Source organism: Paraburkholderia diazotrophica, from assembly GCF_900108945.1.
Lineage (GTDB): Bacteria > Pseudomonadota > Gammaproteobacteria > Burkholderiales > Burkholderiaceae > Paraburkholderia > Paraburkholderia diazotrophica.
The window spans coordinates 408,890-433,396 of the sequence record NZ_FNYE01000002.1; the positions used below are offsets into that span (position 1 = coordinate 408,890).

21 protein-coding genes are annotated in these 24,507 nt (G+C 63.4%); 16 read left to right on the plus strand and 5 right to left on the minus strand.

Annotated elements, in window-relative coordinates; genetic code table 11:
- The first annotated feature begins 78 nt into the window (after positions 1-78).
- Together BMW76_RS04560 and BMW76_RS04565 are read left to right on the plus strand one after the other, a co-directional pair.
- Positions 79-1,674 carry an MFS transporter gene (locus BMW76_RS04560; RefSeq protein ID WP_090863499.1) on the plus strand — a complete coding sequence of 532 codons (1,596 nt, stop codon included), beginning with the start codon at positions 79-81 and terminating at the stop codon, positions 1,672-1,674.
- Between the two features lie 35 nt (positions 1,675-1,709).
- A complete protein-coding gene (locus BMW76_RS04565; protein ID WP_090863502.1) occupies positions 1,710-2,180 on the plus strand; it encodes a MarR family winged helix-turn-helix transcriptional regulator in 471 nt (156 codons plus the stop codon).
- Positions 2,181-2,277: 97 nt separating this feature from the next.
- On the opposite strand, the gene BMW76_RS04570 is transcribed toward BMW76_RS04565, so the two are convergent.
- Positions 2,278-3,555, minus strand: coding sequence for an amino acid deaminase (locus BMW76_RS04570; protein WP_090863504.1), 1,278 nt, complete (start codon positions 3,553-3,555; stop codon positions 2,278-2,280).
- A 141-nt stretch (positions 3,556-3,696) separates the two neighbouring features.
- On the opposite strand from BMW76_RS04570, the gene BMW76_RS04575 reads away from it, so the two are divergent.
- The 3 genes from BMW76_RS04575 to BMW76_RS04585 all read left to right on the plus strand — a co-directional run bounded on the left by BMW76_RS04575 (position 3,697) and on the right by BMW76_RS04585 (position 6,532).
- Positions 3,697-4,587: a MurR/RpiR family transcriptional regulator gene (locus tag BMW76_RS04575; protein WP_090863507.1), complete on the plus strand. Its 891-nt coding sequence runs from the start codon at positions 3,697-3,699 to the stop codon at positions 4,585-4,587.
- Between the two features lie 3 nt (positions 4,588-4,590).
- Positions 4,591-6,078 carry an N-acyl-D-amino-acid deacylase family protein gene (locus BMW76_RS04580; RefSeq protein WP_090863511.1) on the plus strand — a complete coding sequence of 496 codons (1,488 nt, stop codon included), beginning with the start codon at positions 4,591-4,593 and terminating at the stop codon, positions 6,076-6,078.
- 67 nt (positions 6,079-6,145) lie between these two features.
- Positions 6,146-6,532 (plus strand): RidA family protein, encoded by a 387-nt coding sequence (locus BMW76_RS04585; RefSeq protein WP_090863515.1) that lies wholly within the window; start codon positions 6,146-6,148, stop codon positions 6,530-6,532.
- Positions 6,533-7,262: 730 nt separating this feature from the next.
- Here the strand turns inward: BMW76_RS04585 and queF are convergent.
- From queF to ilvA, 3 genes are read right to left on the minus strand one after another with little or no spacing between them, the layout of a single operon-like run.
- The gene (queF, locus tag BMW76_RS04590) at positions 7,263-8,087 is read right to left on the minus strand and encodes an NADPH-dependent 7-cyano-7-deazaguanine reductase QueF (RefSeq protein ID WP_090863518.1); all 825 of its coding nucleotides are present in this window, start codon (positions 8,085-8,087) and stop codon (positions 7,263-7,265) included.
- A complete protein-coding gene (locus BMW76_RS04595) occupies positions 8,084-8,986 on the minus strand; it encodes a 5'-nucleotidase (RefSeq protein WP_090863521.1) in 903 nt (300 codons plus the stop codon). The genes queF and BMW76_RS04595 overlap by 4 nt, the downstream gene beginning before the upstream one ends.
- 32 nt (positions 8,987-9,018) lie before the next feature.
- Positions 9,019-10,542, minus strand: coding sequence for a threonine ammonia-lyase, biosynthetic (ilvA, locus tag BMW76_RS04600; protein ID WP_090863619.1), 1,524 nt, complete (start codon positions 10,540-10,542; stop codon positions 9,019-9,021).
- 605 nt (positions 10,543-11,147) lie between these two features.
- Here ilvA and BMW76_RS04605 point away from each other — a divergent pair.
- From BMW76_RS04605 to aspS, 11 genes are all read left to right on the plus strand, one after another.
- Positions 11,148-15,263 carry a DUF3683 domain-containing protein gene (locus BMW76_RS04605; RefSeq protein ID WP_090863526.1) on the plus strand — a complete coding sequence of 1,372 codons (4,116 nt, stop codon included), beginning with the start codon at positions 11,148-11,150 and terminating at the stop codon, positions 15,261-15,263.
- A 33-nt stretch (positions 15,264-15,296) separates the two neighbouring features.
- On the plus strand, positions 15,297-15,725 hold the full coding sequence (locus tag BMW76_RS04610) for an HIT family protein (RefSeq protein ID WP_090863529.1): 429 nt from the start codon (positions 15,297-15,299) through the stop codon (positions 15,723-15,725).
- Positions 15,726-15,732: 7 nt separating this feature from the next.
- Positions 15,733-16,146 (plus strand): gamma-butyrobetaine hydroxylase-like domain-containing protein, encoded by a 414-nt coding sequence (locus tag BMW76_RS04615; protein WP_090863532.1) that lies wholly within the window; start codon positions 15,733-15,735, stop codon positions 16,144-16,146.
- Between the two features lie 164 nt (positions 16,147-16,310).
- The gene (gene ubiE, locus BMW76_RS04625) at positions 16,311-17,042 is read left to right on the plus strand and encodes a bifunctional demethylmenaquinone methyltransferase/2-methoxy-6-polyprenyl-1,4-benzoquinol methylase UbiE (protein WP_090863535.1); all 732 of its coding nucleotides are present in this window, start codon (positions 16,311-16,313) and stop codon (positions 17,040-17,042) included.
- A 37-nt stretch (positions 17,043-17,079) separates the two neighbouring features.
- On the plus strand, positions 17,080-18,081 hold the full coding sequence (locus tag BMW76_RS04630; protein ID WP_090863537.1) for a Tim44 domain-containing protein: 1,002 nt from the start codon (positions 17,080-17,082) through the stop codon (positions 18,079-18,081).
- A 110-nt stretch (positions 18,082-18,191) separates the two neighbouring features.
- A complete protein-coding gene (locus BMW76_RS04635; protein WP_090863540.1) occupies positions 18,192-18,836 on the plus strand; it encodes a ubiquinone biosynthesis accessory factor UbiJ in 645 nt (214 codons plus the stop codon).
- Positions 18,837-18,851: 15 nt separating this feature from the next.
- Positions 18,852-20,435, plus strand: a complete 1,584-nt coding sequence (gene ubiB / locus BMW76_RS04640; RefSeq protein WP_090863542.1) for a ubiquinone biosynthesis regulatory protein kinase UbiB — start codon at positions 18,852-18,854, stop codon at positions 20,433-20,435.
- Between the two features lie 23 nt (positions 20,436-20,458).
- Complete coding sequence (locus tag BMW76_RS04645) at positions 20,459-21,100, plus strand: class I SAM-dependent methyltransferase (protein WP_090863544.1); 642 nt, start codon at positions 20,459-20,461, stop codon at positions 21,098-21,100.
- Between the two features lie 138 nt (positions 21,101-21,238).
- Complete coding sequence (locus BMW76_RS04650; RefSeq protein WP_090863547.1) at positions 21,239-21,583, plus strand: FmdB family zinc ribbon protein; 345 nt, start codon at positions 21,239-21,241, stop codon at positions 21,581-21,583.
- Positions 21,584-21,650: 67 nt separating this feature from the next.
- On the plus strand, positions 21,651-22,313 hold the full coding sequence (locus tag BMW76_RS04655; RefSeq protein WP_090863550.1) for a DUF502 domain-containing protein: 663 nt from the start codon (positions 21,651-21,653) through the stop codon (positions 22,311-22,313).
- A gap of 72 nt (positions 22,314-22,385) precedes the next feature.
- A complete protein-coding gene (gene aspS / locus BMW76_RS04660) occupies positions 22,386-24,185 on the plus strand; it encodes an aspartate--tRNA ligase (RefSeq protein WP_090863553.1) in 1,800 nt (599 codons plus the stop codon).
- Positions 24,186-24,334: 149 nt separating this feature from the next.
- Here the strand turns inward: aspS and BMW76_RS04665 are convergent.
- Positions 24,335-24,507: transposase (locus BMW76_RS04665; protein ID WP_143062205.1), on the minus strand; the 173-nt coding region annotated here is incomplete at its 5' end.

Genomic DNA, 24,507 nt, shown 5'->3' on the forward strand with positions numbered 1-24,507 from the left:
CCGATGCACGCAGGATTAGAACCATTCGACGTGTTATGATTCCGTATCGTTGACTCGTCAACAGTTGCACCATCAAAAATGGCCGTACACACTGCCGCCCACCATTCGAGTGGGCAAGTTTTACCGTTCCGGGAATCGTTGCTGGCGATGCTCGGCGTCTCTTTCGTATCGATGCTCGTCGCGCTCGATCAGACGGTGGTCGGCACCGCGCTGCCCACGATCGTCGCTGACCTGAAGGGCTTTGAGCTCTACGCATGGGTCGCGACGTCCTATCTGCTGACGTCGGTGATCACCGTGCCGATTTTCGGCCGCCTCGGCGACTACTACGGGCGCAAGCCGTTCGTCATTGCGTCGATCGTCGTGTTCACGGCGGCCTCGGTGCTATGCGGGGCGGCGCACGACATGCTGTTCCTCGTGATCGCGCGCGGCCTGCAAGGCATCGGCGGCGGCATGCTGGTCGGCACCGCGTTCGCGTGCATTCCCGATCTGTTCCCTGATTCCGTCGTCCGTCTGCGCTGGCAGGTGCTGATGAGTTCGGCATTCGGCATCGCGAATGCCGTCGGCCCGTCGCTCGGCGGTTTTCTCACGCAGTACTACGGCTGGCGCTCGGTGTTCTATGTGAATCTGCCTGTCGGCCTGCTGTCGCTGTTCTTCGTATGGCGGTATCTGCCGCACCTGCGGCACATCGCGCATGAAGGCAAGATGCGGCTCGACTGGCCGGGCGCGCTGCTGATTGCGGTGTCGCTCGGCGGCCTGCAGCTTTTCGTCGAGCTTCTGCCGAAGCATGGCGTAACGGCGTCGGCCGTTGCGTTGCTCGCGATCAGTGTCGCCAGCGCGATTGCGCTGTGGCAGTGGGAAAAGCGTTTCCCGCAAGCGATTCTTCCCATCGACATGTTCCGCAACCAGAGCCTTTCCGCGCTTTTCGTTCTTGCCGTGCTGGGCGGATTCGCGATGTTCTCGCTGCTGTTCTACGCGCCGCTGCTGTTTCAGGGCGGCTTCGGGATGATGCCGAACGAGGCGGGCCTCGTGATCACGCCGCTCGTCGTGTTCATCACGATTGGCAGCATTGCGAACGGGCGTGTCGTGTCGCGCATTCCGAATCCGAACGTGATGCTGTACATCGGCTTTGCGCTCTTTGCCGCGGCGTCGCTCGGCGTGGTGGTTGCCACGCGCTCGATGCCGCACTGGCTGCTGATGCTGTTCATGACGCTGGGCGGCCTCGGCCTCGGCTTCGTGCTGCCGAATCTCACCGTGTTCGCGCAGCAGACGGCGGGCCGCGGGCATCTCGGCATTGCGACGGCGCTGTTGCAATCGCTGCGGATGATCGGCGGCATGATCGGCACGGCGCTGACGGGCACGCTCGTCACCCATATGTACGCGAGCGGCGTGCGCAATGCACTCGATGCCGATCACGCGAGCCAGTGGTTCACCAATCTTGGCGACCCGCAGATTCTCGTCAATCGCGACGGACAGCACACGCTTTTGAATGAACTCGCGCGCGCAGGGCACAATGGCGCGATGCTGCTGGAATCGGCGCGCGAATCGCTGGTCGGCGCGATCCATATGGGCCTCGCGCTGGGCGCGCTGGTCGCGGTGTTCGCTGTCTGGCAAAGCCGACGCGTTCCGCCCGTCAAACTGCGCAAGCAGATCGAACCGGCCGTCCACGTCGATTGACGGGTGTTTTAGCGCTTCAACATCGTAGAAAGATCATGGAAGAACAGGACCGCGTCGCTATCCTTCAACAGTTCGGCCGCACGTATCGGGCGTTCATGTCCGCGTTCGAAACGCGCGTCGGTCATCCGCTGCCGCGCTGGCGCATTCTGCTCGCGCTGTACGAACAGGCGGGCGAGTCGTCGCAGAAGAAGCTGGTCGAGCGCTTGCGCGTCGACCCGGGCGCGCTGACACGTCAGCTGAAGTCGCTGGAAGCAATGGGCTGGATCGCGCGCAGCATGGACGAGCGCGATAACCGCATCACCAATGTGAAGCTCACGGGCGAGGGCCGCGCTGCAATCGAAACGAGTCTGCCGAACCGCAATGCGTTCCTGCACGACACGATGGCCGCTTTGCCGGACGATGTGCTGGCGGGCCTGGCGGGCGCGCTGACGATGCTCGAGGCGCGCATCGGCGAAGTGGTGACGGCCGCGTCCGCTGAGACGGAAGCCACGGCCGCAGGACGTTGAACGGCCGAACGAGAACGGCGCATGCCATGACACGAAGCAAATGTCGCGCAGCGCCGCTCCGATCGAAGCATGGGTCGAAGAACCGATCGAAGAAAAATCAGAAGAACGTTTCGATCACTTCAGTCACCCGATACGACGGATCGAGCACGAGCACCTGACGCCACTTGTCGAACGTCAGGCACGGATGCGAGATGTCGAACGCGATCATGTCGCCGACCTTGAGATCGGCGCCGGCGGGAATCCGCAGATACGCGTGCTGATCCATCATGCCGAAAATTTCCCAGCCTTCGTCAGCGGCGATATCGCGCGGCGACTGCGTGCCCGGACGATAGTGCTTCGCGGGCTCCGGATAGCCAGCGTCGAACGCCGAGTCGCGCTTGCCGAGGCCGATGATCGCGCGGTCCGGTTCGGGAATCGACTGCACGTAGGCCCATAGATGCAGCGCGGGCAGCAGACCTTCGCCCATGCGCTTCGCGACGGGATTGCGTTTGAAGATGTCCGTCTGCGCCTTGCGGTAGATGCCGACGTCGTGCGTCAGATAGCAGCCCGGGCGCAGCACGATCTCGATTCTGTCCTTGCGCGAAGCCTTCGCGAACTCTTCCGCGACGACGTCGTACCATGCCGATCCCGCGCCCGATAGCACGGCGGGCGTGCGCGTGAAGCGGCCCTGATCGGAAAGTTCGAGCGTGAGCCTGACGGCGCTGCGCAGAAAGTCGCGCACTTCCTGTTCTTCCTTCAACACGCCTTCGTATAGTTCGACGCCCGCGAGCTTCAGCGAATCCGGATAACGCGCAATCGCGTCGAGCACTGCGCTGGTCTGCGCTTCGTCGCGCACGCCCGTGCGGCCGCCCGGCACGCCGAGTTCCACCAGCACCTGCAACTGCTTCTTCACCGAGCCGAAAAACTTGCCGAGCTGCTCGACGCCTTCGACGGAATCCACGAGACAGAAGAACTCGAAATCGGGATCGCTCAGCAGCTCGGCGATCATCAGCATATTGCGCTTGCCGACCAGCTGGTTCGCCATCAGCACACGCGAGATGCCGCCGTGATACGCGGCGCGCACCTGATGTGCGGTTGCGAGCGTGATGCCCCATGCGCCTGTTTCGATCTGGCGACGGAACAGTTGCGGCGCCATCGTCGTCTTGCCGTGCGGCGCGAGCTTCACGCCGTATTCGGCGACGAACTTCTGCATCCAGTTCAAGTTGTGCTCGATGCGGTCCGCGTACAGCACGGCGGCCGGCAGGCTCACGTCCTCGTCGAGCAGATTCCAATCGAGACGCGCTGCGTCCGCAAGCTGGATGCTCGTGCCGGGCACGTTGCCCAAGCCCTTGCTGTAAGGATCGATCGTCGCTCCCTGATAGTTTGTAACTTTCATGTCACGCTGCTCCATCATCCAGTTAAATCGAGTCGAAGTTGACTTTCACATGTTACCGAAAGTACGATGGCTGATGAAATGTTATTTAGTACCATGCATTCGGCGGCCGATGTTACCGGCGCGGCGTGGTGCGCACGAGCCATGAATTCCACAGCCGAACCCGTTGCCTTTGACATCGTCGCACGCATTGCCGAATGCGCGCCCGAGTTGCGCTCGGCGGAGCGCAAGGTGGCGGCGCTGATCCTCGATGATCTGACGAGCGCATCGCGCGCAAGCATCGGTGCGTTGGCCGAGCGGGCGGAAGTGAGCGTCGCGACGGTCACGCGTTTCGCGAAAGCGGTCGGTTGTCGGGACGTGCGCGAACTGAAGCTGCGGCTCGCGCAGGCGGCCGCCGTCGGCCAGCGCTTCCTGCAGCCGGGCGCGCAGCCCGACACGCCGGAGCCGCTCGCGACGCGCGTGTTCGACGAGTTGCAGACGGCGCTCGCGCACAACCATCACCTGCTGTGCCAGGCGCCCATTGCGCAAGCCGCTGCCGCGTTGCGCGAAGCGCGGATGATCTACGTGTTCGGCATGGGCGGCGGCTCGACGGCGCTCGCCGACGAGATGCGCTTTCGGCTCGTGCGTCTGGGCCGGCCGGTCGCGACCTATCAGGATGGTCTGTTGCAACGCATGGTGGCATCGACGGTTTCGCGCGATACCGTCGTGATCGCGCTTTCGACGACGGGCCGCGTGCCGGAGATGGTCGACAGTTGCCGCATCGCGCGCAGCTACGGCGCGACGCTCGTCACGGTGACGGCGCCCGCGTCGCCGCTTGCGAAGCTCGCTGACTGGCTGATCCCCATCGTCGCGTTCGAAACCGACTTCATCTACAAGCCGTCGTCGTCGCGCTACGCGATGATGATGGCACTCGACGTGCTCGTCACCGAACTGGCCCTGAGTCTGGGCGACGAGAGCCGCGAACTGCTGCGCCGCATGAAGCATGCACTCGATGCGCATCGCGGCGGCGGCGACCGACAACCGCTAGGAGATTGATCCATGCATTCGCACCCCGAAGCCGCCGATACGCTGATCGTCGGCGCGCAACTGTACGATGGCACGGGCGCGCCGCCTGTCGAGCGCGACGTCGCGATACGCAATGGGAAGATCGTCGCGATCGGCAATCTGTCGAACTGGCTTGCCGAAGAAGTGATCGAGGCGAACGGCCGTGCGCTCGCGCCGGGCTTCATCGACGTACACACGCACGACGACACGCATGTGATCCGCTCGCCGCAAATGCTGCCGAAGATCACGCAAGGCGTGACGACGGTGATCGTCGGCAACTGTGGGATCAGCGCGTCGCCCGTGTCGCTGAAGGGCGATCCGCCCGATCCGATGAACCTGCTCGGCGAGCGCGATGCGTTCCAGTATCCGACCTTCGCCGCGTATGTCGATGCGGTGAATGCGGCGAAGCCGTCGGTGAACGTGAGCGCGCTGATCGGGCACACGGCGCTGCGCAACAACCATATGGACCGGCTCGATCGCGCGGCGACGCCGCAGGAAATCGACGGCATGCGCGCGCAACTCGAAGAGGCGCTCGCGAATGGCGCGCTCGGCTTGAGCTCGGGGCTCGCGTATGGCTCCGCATTCGCCGCGCCGACTGAAGAAGTGATGGCGCTCGCCGAGCCGCTCGCAGTGGCGGGCGCGCTGTACACGACGCACATGCGCACCGAGTTCGACGCGATTCTCGACGCGATGGACGAGGCGTATCGGATCGGCAAGCATGCGCGCGTGCCCGTGGTCATTTCGCATCTGAAGTGCGCGGGACCGTCGAACTGGGGGCGCAGCGTCGAGGTGCTCGGATCGCTCGAAGGCGCGCGCCGGCTGCATCCCGTGGGCTGCGACTGCTATCCGTACAACCGCAGTTCGTCGACGCTCGACCTCAAACAGGTGACAGGCGATATCGATATCACGATCACGTGGTCGACGCCTCATCCCGAGATGGCGGGCAAGATGGTGAAGGACATCGCGGCCGGGTGGGGCGTGACGCAGCAGGAAGCCGCGAAGCGCTTGCAGCCCGCGGGCGCCGTGTATCACAACATGTCCGAGGACGACGTGCGGCGCATCCTCTCGCATCCGGCGACGATGGTCGGCTCCGATGGCTTGCCGAACGATCCGTTGCCGCATCCGCGTCTGTGGGGCGCGTTCCCGCGCGTGCTCGGACACTATGCGCGCGACCAGCAACTGATTCCGCTGGAGGAAGCGATTCGCAAGATGACGAGCCTGTCGGCGCGGCGCTTCGGCCTGAAGGAACGCGGCGAAGTGCATATCGGCTATCACGCCGATCTCGTGCTGTTCGACGCGGCGCGCGTGCGCGATGCGGCGACGTTCGACAAGCCGCAGCAGGCTGCCGATGGCATCGACGCCGTGTGGGTGAATGGCGTGCTGTCGTATCTCGATGGCAAGCCGACGGGCGAGCGCGCGGGCAAGTTCGTCGCGCGTGGAGCGACGGCGGCATCGCGTGCCGCGTTGTCCGAGGCTTTTTGAATTTCGGTTGATGCGTTCGCATTGGGTGCGAACGCGCTTACGTGACTTACGTGACAGGAGTTGAACGATGAAGCGTTATGGCGTTGAAGGTGGCAAAGGCACGGGCGGACAGGTGATGCCGTTCGCGCGTGCAGTCGAAGCGGATGGCTGGCTGTTCGTGTCGGGGCAGACGCCGATGGAGAACGGCGAAGTGATCAACGGCGGGATCGTCGAGCAATCGCGCAAGGCGATTCAGAACGTGCTCGCTATTCTGACCGAGGCGGGATACGGGGCTGAGCATGTCGTGCGTTGCGGGGTGTGGCTCGACGATCCGCGCGATTTTGCTTCCTTCAACAAGGTGTTCAAGGAGTACTTTGGTGCGAATCCGCCTGCGCGTGCTTGTGTCGTTTCGTCGATGGTGATCGACTGCAAGGTCGAAGTCGATTGCGTTGCTTATAAGAAGCCTGCGGGTTGAGGTTTGGTTTGCCTTTATCGCGGGCATCGGCGATGCATTTGCTTTGCCCTTTTCGCTGGCATCCGCGATGCGCCTCGCGGCGCGGGCGTTGCCCCTGTGCGGGGCGGCACTCACTTTCTTTGCCGCCGCAAAGAAAGTAAGCAAAGAAAGCGGGCTCACACCGCCAGTGCTTGACGTATACCCACGGGCTCTCGACGTCCCCGTATTTTGTGCGGCAATGTGCGGGCCTGCATTCGTTGCCAACGCTCTGGCTCAACGCCTCACCCGCTTCATACACGCGTGGCACAACGAAGGGTATCGAACGCTTTAGCACCGCATGTCGGTAGTGAATGAGGCTGCTGCGTCGTAAAGGGCAACGCCCGAACTTGGCGCCGCATCGCGTCACGACGGTGTCCTGTGCGGCGCGAATGCCTACACACAGTTTGCCGCAAAGGGGCGTGGGAATATTCGATGCCGCGCGCTTCAGCTCGGGGGTATGAAGCGGGTGAGGCGCTTAGGTAGAGCGCTGGCAACGAACATAAGCCTGCGTGCTGCCGTGTGAAGGACGGGGACGTTGAGAGCCCGTGGGTATACGTCAAGCACTGGCGGTGTGAGCCCGCTTTCTTTGCTTACTTTCTTTGCGGCGGCAAAGAAAGTGAGTGCCGCCCCGCACAGGGGCAACGCCCGCGCCGCGAAGGCGCAACGCGGATGCCAGCGAAAATGCAAAAACAGTGTCGCAGACAGAAAAAAATCACTGCCGCGCGGTACGCAAATTATCCGGCATCGGCAGATTGAAATTCGTGCGGAACGGATTGATATCGAGCCCACCGCGCCGCGTATAGCGCGCATACACGGCCAGCTTCACCGGCTGACAGATCTTCAGCACATCGGTAAAGATCTTCTCGACGCACTGCTCGTGGAACCCTGTATGGTTCCGATAAGAAATGATGTACCGAAGCAGTGAAGCGTGATCGATCTGCGGCCCGACGTAATGAATCTGCACGGAGCCCCAATCCGGCTGCCCCGTTACCGGGCAATTGGATTTCAGCAGATTGGAGAACAGCGTCTCCTCGACAGGCGCTTCATCCAGCGCCGCCTTCAGCAAACCTGCATCCGGCTGATAAATCTCGGCATCGAGATCGAGCCGGTCCAGCGAAGTCCCTTCGAACTCATCGAGCCCGAGCTTCGAAAACTCCGCGGGCGGATAGAGATGCAACGACACGGAAGCGCCACACGCGGCGGACACATCGCGCTTGATCGCATCACGCACGACGTCGATCGAATCGAATGAAGTCTGCGCAAAAGACCCGAGATACAGCTTGAACGATTTCGACTCAACGATATTCGGCGAATCGGCCGGAATGTAGAAAGTCGCAATCGCAATCTGCGGCTTGCCGCGCGCGTTGAGCCACGACAGCTCATACGCGTTCCAGATGTCCGTGCCGAAGAAAGGCAACGTCGCGCCGATGCCGATCTGGTCGCGCGCATTTTTCCGCGCAATCGGAAAGAGCAGCGTGGCGTCGTACTGTTCGGTATAAGTGGCCGGTTTGCCCAGCGGAGATTGTTCGGGTGTCATGTTGCATTCACGATGCCACTCACGACATGCCCGATCGCTGTCACGTCACGGGCCGATTCGCAGTGGCGAATTTGATCGTCGAAGAAAAAGTCCGGCTCGAACTCGCGCAGAAAGGCGCTCTTGTCGAGCCCGCCAAGAAACATCGCTTCGTCGATTTCAATGTTCCAGGCCATCAAGGTGCGGATCGCGCGCTCATGCGCGGGTGCCGAGCGCGCCGTCACGAGGGCCGTGCGGATGTGCATCGGCGCGGCTTCGTCGGCGAGCGTCTGCAAGCGATGCAGTGCTTGCAGCAAAGGTTTCAGCGGTCCGTCGGCGAGCGGCAAATCCTTGTTGTCGATCTCATGACCGACGAATGCCCGCAAGCCATCGCGCTGAAACACGCGCTCCGCTTCGTCCGAAAAGAGCACGGCGTCGCCGTCGAACGCGATGCGGATTTCGTCCGGGTACTTGCTCGCCATTTTCGCCGATTCGGGCAAAACGCGCGCAGCGGGAAATCCTGCCGCCAGCGCATCGCGCACGTCGTCCTGATTCGCGGACAGAAACAGCGACGCATTCAGCGGCTTCAGATACGCAAACGGCGCGCGGCCGCGCGTGAACACGCCGCGCTCGATGGCAAGCCCATGTTCGCGGCACGAACTGAAGGCGCGCAAGCCGCTGATGGGATCGCTGCGGGACAGTATCACCACTTCCACGCGATGCGCGCCCGCATTCAGCGCGAGCAGCTTGCGGATCAGCGAAAACGCGACGCCGGCTTTGGCCGGCACGTTCAGCCGCTCACGCTGCAGCCCTTCGTAGGCGCGCTGATCGCCATCCTCGAACACGCGGTTCTCTTCCTCGAAATCAAACAGCGCGCGCGAGGAGATCGCCACCACCAGCTTGTCGTTCAGCGAAAAGGCCATGCGTTAAATGAACATGCGTCAATGGACATGAGTCAGGCGAGGAACAGTCGATACACCGGGTTCGCCGTCTCTTCCCAGTACGGATAGCCGAGCGTCGCGAGGAAGCGCGCGAATTGCGCGTCTTCCGCCGACGGCACCTGAATCCCGACGAGGATCGAGCTATAGTCCGCGCCCTGGTTCCGGTAGTGGAAGAGGCTGATGTTCCAGTTCGGCGCCATCGACGACAGGAACTTCATCAGCGCGCCCGGCCGCTCAGGAAACTCGAAGCGGAACAGGCGCTCGTCGTGCGCGAGCGGCGAGCGTCCGCCGACCATGTAGCGGATGTGCTGCTTCGATAGTTCGTCGCCCGTCAGATCGACGGTCGCGAAGCCGTGCTCCTCGAATGCGCCCGCGATCTGCGCCGACTCGCCGCGGTTGCGGATTTGCACGCCGACGAAGATATGGGCGGACTTCGCATCCGCAATACGGTAGTTGAATTCGGTGACGCTACGCGTGCCGACCAGTTCGCAGAAGCGCTTGAAGCTGCCGCGCTCTTCGGGAATCGTCACGGCGAACACGGCCTCGCGCGCCTCGCCCACCTCGGCGCGTTCCGCGACGAAGCGCATCCGGTCGAAGTTCATGTTCGCGCCGGACGTGACGGCGATCAGCGTCTGGTTCTCGATGCCTTCGCGTTCCGCATATTGCTTCGCGCCCGCGACGGCCAGCGAGCCCGCCGGCTCCAGCACGCTGCGCGTGTCCTGGAAGACGTCCTTGATCGCGGCGCACAGCGCGTCGGTGTTGACCGTCAGCACGTCGTCGAGATACGCCTGGCACAGGCGGAACGTCTCTTCGCCGACGAGCTTCACGGCCGTGCCGTCCGAGAACAGGCCGACTTCGTTCAGCGTCACGCGCTCGCCCGCCTTCAGCGATTGCGCCATCGCGCACGAGTCCTCTGTCTGCACGCCGATCACCTTGATCTCCGGGCGCACCGATTTCACGTACGCCGCGATGCCCGCCGCAAGACCGCCGCCGCCGATGGGGACGAAGATCGCATGAATCGGCGCCTGATGCTGGCTCAGGATTTCCATCGCGACCGTGCCCTGGCCGGCGATCACGTATTCATCGTCGAACGGATGCACGAACGTCAGACCTTGCTGTTGCTGCAGCTTCACTGCGTGCGCGTAGGCGTCGCTATACGATTCGCCCACCTGCACGACTTCGACAGTCGGGCCGCCATGCGCGCGTACGGCATCGACCTTCACCTGCGGCGTCGTCACGGGCACGACGATGATCGCCTTCACGCCCATGCGGGCCGCCGACAGCGCAACGCCTTGCGCATGATTGCCCGCCGAAGCCGTAATCACGCCGCGCGCGAGGGCGTCGGCGGGAATGTGCGCCATCTTGTTGTACGCGCCGCGCACCTTGAACGAGAAGACGGGCTGGTTGTCCTCGCGTTTCAGGTAAATCGGGTTGCGCAGCCGTTCGGACAGATTCCGCGCATGTTCGAGTTCGGTCTCACGCGCGACGTCGTAGACGCGGGCGGTGAGGATTTTCTTCAGATAGTCGTGGGAAGCCATGCGGATCACGCGCGGTGCGCTTTTATGGGACGGGAAAAGATCAATGATAGCGCCAACGGCCTGCCCCGACGCGCCTGATCCGGCATTCGGCCGTGCGGTTTCGCCGTAGCGATGCTGCCGGCCAGCCGACCGGACGGTCGGAAAATCCGGCGCGGCCTGATGCGGACGACGATGCATTTCGGGCGCGTCGCCGTCTGGCAGTTTCGCGGCGAATTCTGGCAGGCTGACGCGCAAACGCTTGTCGCGCGGACATCCGGGCGTCAACGCGCGCGGGGATCATGCGGTAGAATTGTGTTTTGGAAAAGGATCAGATGATGCATTGGCAGCCTCGGATCGCCCATTTGATGCCCGTCCCGCGTGAGGCTCGCCCCGCGGCGCAGCGGCACGTGCGGCATGCACGATCGTGTAGCTATATCTGAGCGCCGCGACGCGACCGGCCATCCACGTTCTCGCCATGTCCCCGGCGATCCCGGGCACAGGCCGCCGGTCGAGGCTTCGCACACTATAGAAAGATTTCCAGCATTGCGCCCCACGCGCACCGTCAGCACGCCTTTTCGCCGAATGTTCGATGAGCGCGCGTCGCTGACCTACCGAGTCGTCCAAACATGAACGCACCTCAAGTTTTCGATCCGCACGGCGCCGCCGCCACCGTCGTCGCCGATACCGAACCGCGTCTGCGCGAAATCCCATACAACTACACGTCGTTCTCCGACCGCGAAATCGTCATTCGCCTGCTGGGCGACGAAGCCTGGGCCGCGCTCGACGAACTGCGCACGGAGCGCCGCACGGGCCGCTCGGCGCGCATGCTGTACGAAGTGCTCGGCGACATCTGGGTTGTGCGCCGCAATCCTTATCTGCAGGACGATCTGCTCGACAACCCGAAGCGCCGCACGCTGCTGATCGAGGCGCTGAACCACCGTCTCACTGAAATCGAAAAGCGCCGCCGCGCCGATCTGACCGAACATGGCGACGAAGCGGGCGTCGGTCGCGCCGCGCGCGTCGAAACGCTGGTCGCCGCCGCGCGCCGCGCCGTCGATGCATTCGCAGGCGAGTTCGACAAGATGGCCGACCTGCGCCGCCGCGCGACGAAGGTGTTGGGCCGCCGGACGCAGAAGGACAACATCCGCTTCGATGGCCTCGCGCGCGTCTCGCACGTGACGGACGCGACCGACTGGCGCGTCGAATATCCGTTCGTCGTCCTCACGCCGGATACGGAAGCCGAAATCGCCGGCCTCATCAAGGCGTGCTTCGAGCTTGGCCTCACGGTGATTCCGCGTGGCGGCGGCACCGGCTACACGGGCGGCGCGGTGCCGCTCACGCCGTTCTCCGCCGTCATCAACACCGAGAAGCTCGAACAGCTCGGCGCCGTCGAACTGACGGAAATGCCCGGCGTTGCGCACAACGTGCCGACGATCTTCTCCGGCGCGGGCGTCGTCACACGCCGCGTGACGGAAGCGGCCGAGCAGGCGGGCTACGTGTTCGCCGTCGATCCGACGTCGCTCGACGCATCGTGCATCGGCGGCAACGTCGCGATGAACGCGGGCGGCAAGAAGGCCGTGCTGTGGGGCACGGCGCTCGACAATCTCGCGTGGTGGCGCATGGTCGATCCGGAAGGGAACTGGCTGGAAATCACACGGCTCGACCACAACCTCGGCAAGATTCACGACATTCCCGTCGCGCGCTTCGAACTGAAGTGGTTCGACGGTGAGCACGCGCCCGGCGAAAAGCTCTTGCGCACCGAACTGCTGGAGATCGAAGGCCGGCGCTTTCGGAAGGAAGGGCTCGGCAAGGACGTCACCGATAAATTCCTCGCCGGGCTGCCGGGCATCCAGAAGGAAGGCTGCGATGGCTTGATCACGTCGGCGCGCTGGGTGCTGCACAAGATGCCCGCGCATACGCGCACCGTCTGCCTGGAGTTCTTCGGCCAGGCGCGCGAGGCGATTCCGAGCATCGTCGAAATCAAGGACTATCTGTTCGAAACGTCGAAGCAGGGCGGCGCGATTCTCGCCGGCCTCGAGCACCTCGACGAGCGTTATCTGCGCGCCGTCGGCTACGCGACGAAGAGCAAGCGCAACGCGTTTCCGAAGATGGTGCTGATCGGCGATATCGTCGGCAACGACGCCGATGCAGTTGCCACCGCGACATCGGAAGTGATCCGCATGGCCAACGGCAAGAGCGGCGAAGGCTTCGTCGCCGTGAGCGCCGAGGCCCGCAAGCGCTTCTGGCTCGACCGCAGCCGCACGGCCGCGATCGCGAAGCACACCAACGCGTTCAAGATCAACGAAGACGTCGTGATTCCGCTCAACCGGATGGGCGAGTACACGGACGGCATCGAGCGCATCAACATCGAGTTGTCGATCAAGAACAAGCTGCAACTGGTCGACGCGCTCGAAGTGTTCTTCCGAAGCGGCAAGCTTCCCCTCGGCAAGACCGACGACGCGAACGAGATCCCGAGCGCCGAGCTGCTCGAAGACCGCGTGCAGCAGGCGCTCGAACTGCTAGGCCGTGTGAAGAAGCGCTGGGAATTCCTGCGCGACAAACTCGATCTGTCGTTGCGCGAGGCGCAGCACTATCTCGTGCAACTCGGCTATGCGGGTCTTGCGGAAAAATTCGCGGATCGTGTCGATGACCAACCCGACGCGAACGTGTTCCACATCGTCCAGGACCGGACGGTGCGCGTGTCGTGGAAGCAGGAGATTCGCGCTGAGTTGCGGCAGATCTTCAACGGCGGCGAGTTCAAGCCGATCCTCGACGAGGCGCAGGCGATTCACAAGCAGGTGCTGCGCGGCCGCGTGTTCGTCGCGCTGCACATGCACGCGGGCGACGGCAACGTTCACACGAACATTCCCGTCAACTCCGACAACTACGAGATGCTGCAGGACGCGCACACTGCGGTGGCGCGAATCATGAAGCTTGCGCGTTCGCTCGATGGCGTGATCTCCGGCGAGCACGGCATCGGCATCACGAAGCTCGAATTCCTGACGGAAGACGAGATCGGCGAATTCCGCGCGTACAAGCAGCGCGTCGATCCGCAAGGGCGCTTCAACAAGGGCAAGCTGCTCGACGGCGCGGACTTGCGCAACGCGTACACGCCTTCGTTCGGGCTGATGGGCTATGAGTCGCTGATCATGCAGCAGTCCGATATCGGCGCGATCGCCGATTCAGTGAAGGACTGCCTGCGCTGCGGCAAGTGCAAGCCCGTCTGCGCGACGCACGTGCCGCGCGCGAACCTGCTGTACAGCCCGCGCAACAAGATTCTCGCGACGTCGCTGCTGGTCGAGGCGTTCCTGTACGAAGAGCAGACGCGCCGCGGCGTGTCGATCAAGCACTGGGACGAGTTCAACGACGTCGCCGATCACTGCACCGTGTGCCACAAGTGCGTAACGCCGTGCCCGGTGAAGATCGACTTCGGCGACGTCTCGATGAACATGCGCAACCTGTTGCGCAAGATGGGCAAGAAGAAGTTCAACGCGGGCAACGCGGCGGGCATGTTCTTCCTGAACGCGACCAATCCGCAGACCATCAATCTCGCGCGCACCGCGATGATGGGCGTCGGCTACAAGGCGCAGCGCCTCGGCAACGAAGTGCTGAAGAAGATCGTCAAGAAGCAGACAGCTCATCCTCCCGCGACGACGGGCAAGCCGCCCGTCGTCGAGCAGGTGATCCACTTCGTCAACAAGAAGATGCCGGGCAACCTGCCGAAGAAGACCGCGCGCGCGCTGCTCGACATCGAGGACAACAAGATCGTGCCGATCATCCGCAATCCGAAGACGACGTCTGTCGATTCGGAAGCGGTGTTCTACTTCCCGGGCTGCGGCTCGGAGCGTCTGTTCTCGCAGGTCGGTCTCGCGACCCAGGCGATGCTGTGGGAAGCGGGAGTGCAGACGGTGTTGCCGCCGGGCTATCTGTGCTGCGGCTATCCGCAGCGCGGTTCGGGCCAATACGACAAGGCCGAGCAGATCGTCACCGACAACCGTGTGCTGTTCCACCGCGTCGCGAACACACTGAACTATCTCGACATCAAGACGGTGGTCGTATCGTGCGGCACGTGCTACGACCAGCTGGCCGGCTATGAATTCGACAAGATCTTCCCGGGCTGCCGGATCATCGACATCCACGAATTCCTGCTGGAGAAGGGCATCAAGCTCGATGGCGTGAAGGGTACGCGCTACATGTACCACGACCCGTGCCACACGCCGATCAAGACGATCGACCCGGTGAAGCTCGTCAACGAACTGATGGGTTCCGAGAAGAACGACGGCTACCGGATCGAGAAGAACGATCGCTGCTGTGGCGAGTCGGGCACGCTTGCTGTCACGCGTCCGGATATTTCGACGCAGGTGCGCTTCCGCAAGGAAGAGGAAATCCGCAAGGGCGCGGCGAAACTGCGCGGCATTCCCGTCGTGGCCGACGCCGGCTCTAACGCAATCAATATGGCGAACGCGGCAGCGGGCGCGGCGGGTGCTCACCCGGGTTCGGTGCTGAAGGCGGGTGACGGGCCGCAGCCGAATGGTGCAACCGGTGCGGACGGTGCGGCGGACGTCAAGATTCTCACGAGCTGTCCGTCGTGCCTGCAAGGGCTGTCGCGCTACAACGAAGACGCGAACATCGAAGCGGACTACATCGTCGTCGAAATTGCGCGGCACGTGCTCGGCGAGGACTGGATGGCCGACTACGTCCAGCGCGCGAACAATGGCGGAATCGAGCGCGTGCTGGTCTAATGGCGCGATATGGGGTTTCGCTCGAGGTCGACGATGGACTGCATTTTCTGCCGTGAAGACGGCGGCGACGTACTGTGGCAGGACGACACGCTACGTGTCGTCCTCGCGGACGAACACGATTATCCCGGCTTTTGTCGGGTGATCTGGAACAGGCATGTGGCCGAGTTCTCCGATCTCGGCGACGGGGAGCGCGACCACGTGATGCGCGTGGTCTACGCGGTCGAGCGCGCGATCCGGCGCATTCTGCAACCCGTCAAGGTGAACCTGGCGAGCCTCGGCAACCAGGTGCCGCATGTGCACTGGCACGTGATCCCCCGCTTCTCCAACGACGCACATTTCCCGCTGCCCATCTGGGCGCCGCGCCAGCGGACGGTATCCGAAACGCTGCTGTCCCAGCGCCGCGCGCAGGCGACACTGCTGCGCGAAGCGGTACGCGGCGAAATCGAACAAGCTCTCGCCTGAGGTCATCATGAGTGGATTGAAATCCGATACGCCGGTGCCTACTGGCGTCGTCGTTCATGCCGTATCGCGGGTGCTCGAATTGCAATATGCGAGCGGCAAGAGCTACCGCGTGCCGTTCGAGCTGATGCGCGTCTATTCGCCATCGGCGGAAGTGCGCGGTCATGGCCCCGGCCAGGAGACGTTGCAGACGGGCAAGCGCGAAGTGACGATCACCGCGCTCGAAGGCGTCGGCAACTACGCGCTGCAGCCCACGTTTTCCGACGGCCACAACACGGGCATCTATTCCTGGGATTTGCTGTGGGACCTCGCGACCCGTCAGGACGAACTCTGGGCCGAGTATTTCGACAAACTTAAGACAGCGGGCGTCGATCGGGACGCGCCGATGCCCGTATCCAGCCCGGCGCACGGCCACAGACACTGATACGATCCGCGGGGCGGCCATCCGCGGGGCGGCCATCCGCGGGGCGGCCATCCGCGGGGCGGCCATCCGCGGGGCGGCCATCCGCGGGGCGGCCATCCGCACTGCCCTCCGCCGGAATGCGGCGAAACAATTTTCAGAATGAATACGCGAAAGGACGAAGCGCGATGACCAATACCCACTTCGGCTATCAGACAGTCGATGAACAGGAAAAAGCGAAGAAAGTGGCGGGGGTGTTCCACTCGGTCGCTTCCAACTATGACCTGATGAACGATCTGATGTCGGGCGGGCTGCACCGCGCGTGGAAGGCATTCACGATCGCGCAGGCCAACGTGCGGACCGGCTACAAGGTGCTCGATATCGCGGGCGGCACGGGCGATCTGTCGAAAGCGTTCGCGAAACAGGCAGGCGAGACGGGCGAAGTGTGGCATACCGACATCAACGAATCGATGCTGCGCGTCGGCCGCGACCGCCTGATCGACAAAGGCATCATTACGCCGACGCTGCTGTGCGACGCCGAAAAGATTCCGTTTCCGGACAACTACTTCGATGTCGTCACGGTGGCATTCGGCTTGCGTAACATGACGCATAAGGACATGGCGCTCGCGGAAATGCGCCGCGTGCTGAAACCGGCCGGGCGGCTGCTCGTGCTGGAGTTCTCGAAAGTGTGGGACCCGCTGAAGAAGGCGTACGACGTCTATTCGTTCAAGGTGCTGCCGTGGCTCGGCGAGCGCTTCGCGAAGGACGCTGACAGCTACCGCTACCTGGCTGAATCGATCCGCATGCATCCGGATCAGGAAACTTTGAAGACGATGATGGAACAAGCTGGCCTCGACGCCGTCAAATATTACAATTTGTCAGCTGGCGTGGTAGCTTTACATATCGGGACCAAATACTAGCGTCCCTAACTTCTCGTTTTTAAAGGAAATTGCGAAAATGTCGGATTCGAATCTGTTATCTCGTTGTAAGGCTAAGGGGTCGTGGGCGAGGAGAATCGGACTGATCGCGATGGTCGGCCTGATCACCGTCGGCACGCTGACTTCGCTCGATGCCGAAGCAAAACGCATGGGCGGTGGCCGCAGTTTCGGGCGCCAGTCCAACACCACCCAACCGAGTCAGCAGACGGCGCCGTCGCCTTCACAGTCGCCCGGCGCGCCGGCGCAGGGCATGCAGTCGCAGCGTCCGGCCACGCCGCCGCCCACGCCCGCGCCGCAGCCCAACCGCTCGCGCTGGCTGGGGCCGATCGCCGGTCTCGCGGCGGGTCTGGGCATCGCGGCGCTGCTGTCGCACTTCGGTCTTGGCGAAGCGTTCGCCGGCATGATGGCGAACCTGATCGTCGTCGCGCTGATCGCGTTCGTCGCGATCTGGCTGATCCGCAAGTTCCTCGGCCGCAAGCGCGATGCATCGGCGCCCGCTTACGCCGGCAGTTCGCCGACGCTGAACGCGGGCGGCACGGGCTACTCGCAGGAGCCGCGCTATACGGCGCCGCCGTCGGGCTCATACCTCGCGCCGCAAGGCAACCCGCTGACGACGCCGGAAGTCGCCGCCGCGCCCGCCGTACCCGCCGGCTTCGATTCCGAAGCGTTCCTGCGTAACGCGAAGGTCTACTTCGTGCGCCTGCAGGCAGCGTGGGACGCCGGCAACATGGACGACATCCGGGAGTTCACGACACCCGAAATGTTCGCCGAAGTGAAGGTCGATCTGGCTTCGCGCGGCGCCGAGAAGAACCAGACCGATGTCGTGAAGCTGGACGCCGATCTGCTCGGCGTCGAAGATCGCGGCAGCGAGTACTTCGCGAGCGTGCGCTTTCATGGCCTGATCCGCGAAACGATGGGCGGCGCGGCCGAGCCGTTCGAGGAAATCTGGAACCTGTCGAAGTCGACCCGTACGGGCGAAGGCTGGCTGCTCGCAGGCATCCAGCAAGTGAATCATCACTGATATTCCGTCAAGGATTAGCCGTTCGGCAGAGCAAGGCGCGAAGCGAACGGACGTTACAATAGGAACCCGCGTCGGCAGTCGCCGGCGCGGGTTTTCTCTTTCAACTTCCGATGACCTTTGCCGCCAAGCCCTTCGCTGCTGCCGTCAACCATCTGCTCGCTCGCGAAACGTGGGCGCGCGAACGTCTCACCCCGTATGCCGGCAAGACCGCGCGGCTCTCGTGCCCTCCCGTCACGCTGATTCTGCTGGTCCAGCCTGACGGCTATCTGAGCGCCGTCGACGAAAGCGAAGCGCACGCGTTCGACGTCACCGTCTCCGTGCCCGCCGATGCCGCGCCCGCGTTCCTGCAAGGCGGCCAGGCGGCCGTAATGAAGCACGTGAAGATCGAAGGCGATGCGGAGTTCGCGACGGTGATCGCCAAGCTCGCCGAGCATCTGCGCTGGGAGCCCGAAGAAGACCTGGCGAAGCTGATCGGCGACGGGCCCGCGTGGCGGATCGCGTCGGTGGCGCGCACGGTCGGCGATCACGCGCTGCGCACGGGCCGCAATCTGCTCGAATCGGTGGCCGAATATCTGCTCGACGAAAACCCGCAACTGGTGCGCCGCGCCGCGCTCGACGATTTCAACGTCGAGCTGGCTCGCGCGCGCGATGCGCTCGCGCGCGTCGAGAAACGCATCGAGCGTCTTGAACAGAAGGTCGAAGCCCGCGGCGCGCATACGCCGGGCGGCGCCGCCACGTCGCGCGGCACGCGCTAGTCATCGGGCTCAGTCATGCGTTTCCTGCGTTTCCTCAAGATCTTCTTTACCGTCATCCGGTTCGGCCTCGACGAGATGATGCTGAGCCGCATCAACGACCGCCGCGTGCGGTTGCTGCTGCGGATCACCACGATCGGCCGCAAGTTCGACCAGCCGCCCGGGCTGCGGCTGCGTCTCGCGCTCGAAAGTCTCGGGCCGATTTTCGTGAAGTTCGGCCAGGTGCTGTCGACGCGCCGCGATCTGCTTCGCCCCGACATCGCGAACGAACTCGCGAAGCTGCAAGATCAGGTGCCGCCGTTCAATTCGGACGTCGCGATCGCGATCATCGAAAAGTCGCTCGGCGCGCCCGTCGATTCGATCTTCGACGACTTCGAGCGCGTGCCCGTGGCGAGCGCATCGATTGCGCAGGTTCACTTCGCGACCCTGAAGACGGGCGAGCACGCGGGCAAGCAGGTCGCCGTCAAGGTGCTGCGGCCGAACATGCTGCCCGTGATCGATTCGGACCTTGCGTTGCTGCGCGATCTCGCCGTATGGGCCGAGCGCCTGTGGGCGGACGGCAAGCGCCTGAAGCCGCGCGAGGTGGTCGCGGAGTTCGATAAATATCTGCACGACGAACTCGACCTGATGCGCGAGGCGGCGAACGGCAGCCAGTTGCGGCGCAATTTCGCGGGCCTCGATCTGCTGCTTGTCCCGGAGATGTACTGGGAATATTGCACGGCCAATGTGCTCGTGATGGAGCGCATGGTCGGCGTGCCGATTAGCCAGGTGGATACGCTGCGCGCGGCGGGCGTCGATATTCCGAAGCTGGCGCGCGAGGGCGTCGAGATTTTCTTCACGCAGGTTTTCCGCGACGGCTTCTTTCACGCGGACATGCACCCGGGCAACATTCAGGTGAGTCTCGATCCCGCGCATTTCGGGCGCTATATCGCGTTGGATTTCGGCATAATCGGCGCGCTGTCGGACTTCGATAAGAACTATCTCGCGCAGAACTTTCTCGCGTTCTTCAAGCGCGACTATCACCGCGTCGCGACACTGCACCTCGAATCCGGCTGGGTGCCGCCGACGACACGCGTCGAAGAACTGGAAAGCGCGATCCGCGCGGTCTGCGAGCCGTATTTCGACCGCGCGCTGAAAGACATCTCGCTCGGCCAGGTGCTGATGCGGCTCTTCTCCACGTCGCGCCGCTTCAACGTTGAAATCCAGCCGCAACTGGTGCTGCTGCAAAAAACAATGCTCAATGTCGAAGGGCTGGGCCGTTCGCTCGACCCGGAACTCGACCTTTGGAAGACGGCGAAGCCGTATCTGGAGCGCTGGATGAACGAGCAGGTCGGCGTGCGCGGCTGGTACGAGCGGCTCAGGATCGAGGCGCCGCAATGGAGCAAGACGCTTCCGCAATTGCCGCGGCTGATTCATCACGTGCTCGCGCAGCGTCACGACGCGCAGCAGCGCGGCATCAACGACGACACCATTCGCCAGATCCTGCTCGAGCAGAAGCGCACGAACCGACTGCTGCAAGGGCTGTTGATGTTCGGCGTGGCCGTGGGTGTCGGTGCGATGCTGGCTCGCGCGTGGCTGAGCATCGCGTACGGCGGCTACTGAACTCCCCATTTCGAGGTGTGCCGATGAGCGACTCCAGGCCAACCGTTCCTCCCGGTGCGCCGGAATTCGAAAACCGCGATCCGAACGCGCCCGGCTTCTGGGACGAGCGCTTCGAGCGCGGCTACATGCCGTGGGATCAGGCAGGCGTGCCGGCATCGTTCAAGGCGTTCGTCGAGCGGCACGCGCCGATGCCCGTCTTGATTCCCGGCTGCGGGAGCGCGTACGAGGCGTGGTGGCTTGCCGAACGGGGCTGGCCGGTTCGCGCAATCGACTTTGCAGCCAATGCGGTCGAAGCCGCACGCGCCCAACTCGGCGCGCACGCCGACGTCGTGGAAGTCGCCGACTTCTTCACCTATCAGCCGCCTTTCGAGCCAGGCTGGATCTACGAGCGGGCATTCATGTGCGCGCTGCCGCCTTCGCGGCGCGACGAGTACGTGGCGCGCATGGCCGCGCTATTGCCGGTAGGTGGATTGCTCGCCGGTTTCTTCTTCATCGGCGCGACGCCGAAAGGGCCGCCGTTCGGCATCGAGCGCGCCGAGCTCGATGCCCTGCTCGCGCCCCATTTCGAGCTGACGGAAGACGAGCCCGTCAACGATTCGATCGCCGTCTTTGCCGGCCGGGAGCGCTGGCTGACATGGCGTCGGCGCGGCGCTACAAAGGCTTGATTCGCGGCACTATCGCCCTCATTTGCAGACGTTATGGCTATGCCGGCTGTTTCCCCTGGAATTCCGGGGCGGCCCGGCGTTTGCGGCTATAATTCAAGGCTTTGCAAGCGTTCACAAGATTTCTGTAGGGACAAGATCATGCCGATCTACGCTTATCGTTGCGAGTCATGCGGCTTCGGGAAGGACGTGCTTCAAAAAATGAGCGACGCCCCGTTGACGCAATGCCCGGAGTGCGGAGCCGATGCGTTCCGCAAACAGGTCACTGCCGCCGGCTTCCAGTTGAAGGGTTCGGGCTGGTACGTCACGGACTTCCGCGGCGGCAATTCGGGCGCCGCTTCCAGCACCGGCAACGGTTCGGGCGCAGCGGCTGACAAGACCGAGACCAAGCCGGAGGCGGCTTCGTCCGACAGCGCGGCCTCCACGGGCGCGCCGGCTGCGGCACCCGCAGCAGCGCCCGCCGCGGCAAGCAGCTCGGGCGCGTAGCCGGTTCGCCGCTCCACGGTGAAGTAGACGCCGCGCAAGGGGTTCGTGCGGATTTCTGACGATACACATGACGACGAAAAAGACGACGCTCAAATCGGTGTTCCTGACGGGCCTTCTGGTGCTGGTGCCTCTCGCCATCACGCTGTGGGTGCTCGGCCTGATCATCGGCACGATGGATCAGACGTTGCTGTTGCTGCCCCGTTCGTGGCAGCCCGAGCGGCTGCTCGGCTTCCGCCTGCCCGGACTTGGCGCAGTGCTGACCCTCGCGTTCATTTTCGTCGTCGGTCTATTGACGCAGAACTTCGTTGGGCAGAAGCTGGTCGGCTGGTGGGAAGTGATCGTTGCGCGCATTCCCGTCGTCGGTCCGATCTACACCAGCGTCAAGCAGGTGTCCGATACGCTGCTGTCGTCGAGCGGTAACGCATTCCGCAAGGCGCTGCTCATCGAGTACCCGCGCAAGGGGTCCTACACCATCGGGTTTCTGACGGGCATCCCCGGCGGCGACGTCGTCAACCACCTGAAGGAAGACCACGTCAGCGTCTACGTGCCGACCACGCCGAACCCGACGTCCGGCTTCTTCCTGATGGTGCCGAAAAGCGAAGTAATCGAGCTCGACATGACCGTCGACGCCGCACTCAAGTACATCGTCTCGATGGGCGTCGTCGCCCCGTCCTCGCCCACGCATCAGCCGTTGGGGGAGCGCCGCACGACCGTCGAGCCACCCATGTAATGCCGGCGCGCACCACTCGGCCATCCGTTTGGCGCGCGCCGTTCAACCCATGCAAAACGAAAGACAAACATCATGTCGATGAGATCTGAATACTGCGGTCTGGTGACCGAACACCTCCTGGGTCAAACTGTGTCGCTGTGCGGCTGGGTGAGCCGGCGCCGCGACCATGGCGGCGTTATCTTCATCGACCTGCGCGACCGCGAAGGCCTCGTTCAGGTCGTCTGCGATCCGGATCGCGCTGAGATGTTCAAGACGGCCGAAGGCGTGCGCAACGAATTCTGCGTCCAGGTGAAGGGCGTCGTGCGCAACCGTCCGGAGGGCACGACGAACGCCGGCCTGAAGAGCGGCAAGATCGAAGTGCTGTGCCACGATCTGACCGTGCTGAACGCATCCGTCACGCCGCCGTTCCAGCTCGACGACGACAATCTCTCGGAAACCACGCGCCTCACGCATCGCGTGCTCGACCTGCGCCGTCCGCAGATGCAACACAACCTGCGTCTGCGTTACCGCGTCGCGATGGAAGTGCGCAAGTACCTCGATTCGCGCGGCTTCATCGATATCGAAACGCCGATGCTGACCAAGAGCACGCCGGAAGGCGCGCGCGACTACCTGGTGCCGTCGCGTGTGAACGCGGGCCAGTTCTTCGCGCTGCCGCAGTCGCCGCAGCTCTTCAAGCAGCTGTTGATGGTCGCGAACTTCGACCGTTACTACCAGATCACCAAGTGCTTCCGCGACGAAGATCTGCGCGCCGACCGTCAGCCGGAATTCACGCAGATCGACTGCGAAACGTCGTTCCTGAACGAGCAGGAAATCCGCGATCTGTTCGAAGACATGACGCGCCATGTGTTCAAGGAAACGATCGGCGTCGAGCTGGACGCGAAGTTTGCCGTGATGCCGTACTCGGAAGCGATGCGCCGCTTCGGCTCGGACAAGCCGGACCTGCGCGTGAAGCTCGAGTTCACGGAATTGACGGACGCGATGAAGGACGTCGACTTCAAGGTGTTCAGCACGCCGGCCAACACGAAGGACGGCCGTGTCGCGGCGCTGCGCGTGCCGAAGGGCGGCGAGCTGTCGCGGGGCGATATCGACAGCTATACGGAATTCGTGCGCATCTACGGCGCGAAGGGTCTCGCGTGGATCAAGGTCAACGAAGTGGCGAAGGGCCGTGACGGCCTGCAAAGCCCGATCGTGAAGAACCTGCACGACGCGGCCATCGCGGCCATCATCGAGCGCACGGGCGCGCAGGACGGCGACATCATCTTCTTCGCGGCGGATCGCGCGAAGGTCGTGAACGACAGCCTCGGCGCGCTGCGCCTGAAGATCGGCCACTCGGAGTTCGGCAAGGCGAACGGCCTCGTCGAAGCGGGCTGGAAGCCGCTGTGGGTCGTCGACTTCCCGATGTTCGAGTACGACGAAGAGGAAAACCGCTACGTCGCCGCTCACCATCCGTTCACGAGCCCGAAGGACGAGCACCTCGAATATCTGGAAACGGACCCGGGCCGCTGCCTCGCGAAGGCATACGACATGGTGCTGAACGGCTGGGAGATCGGCGGCGGTTCGGTGCGTATCTTCCAGGAAGACGTGCAGAGCAAGGTGTTCCGCGCGCTGAAGATCGGCGCAGAAGAAGCGCGCGCGAAGTTCGGCTTCCTGCTGGACGCGCTGCAATACGGCGCGCCCCCGCACGGCGGCATTGCATTCGGTCTGGACCGCATCGTCACGATGATGGCGGGCGCCGATTCGATCCGCGACGTGATCGCGTTCCCGAAGACGCAGCGCGCGCAGGATCTGCTCACGCAAGCGCCGAGCGAAGTCGACGAGCGCCAGCTGCGCGAACTGCACATCCGTCTGCGTCAGCCCGAGCAAAAGGCGTAAATGTGACGTTTAGGGCAACGCTGAACAAGCCGTTGTTTTCATCCATTCGGGCGCAAACAGAGGCAGATTGATCGTGAGAGAAGCTTTCCGCTTGTTTTTTCCTGCCCACCAGGGCGTTGCGTACGGGCCTTCGGCCCGCATTTCGCCCATTACGGGCGGACCTGTGCCATCAATCGTCTGCGCGAGAGATAGACGTTGGTCAACGCCAGCGCGACGAAGGCGCGATTGGCGTTCTTCGCCAGACCGCGATAGCGCACCTTCGTGAAGCCCCACAGGCGCTTGACCACAGCAAACACGTGCTCAACCCGAGCACGGATCTTCG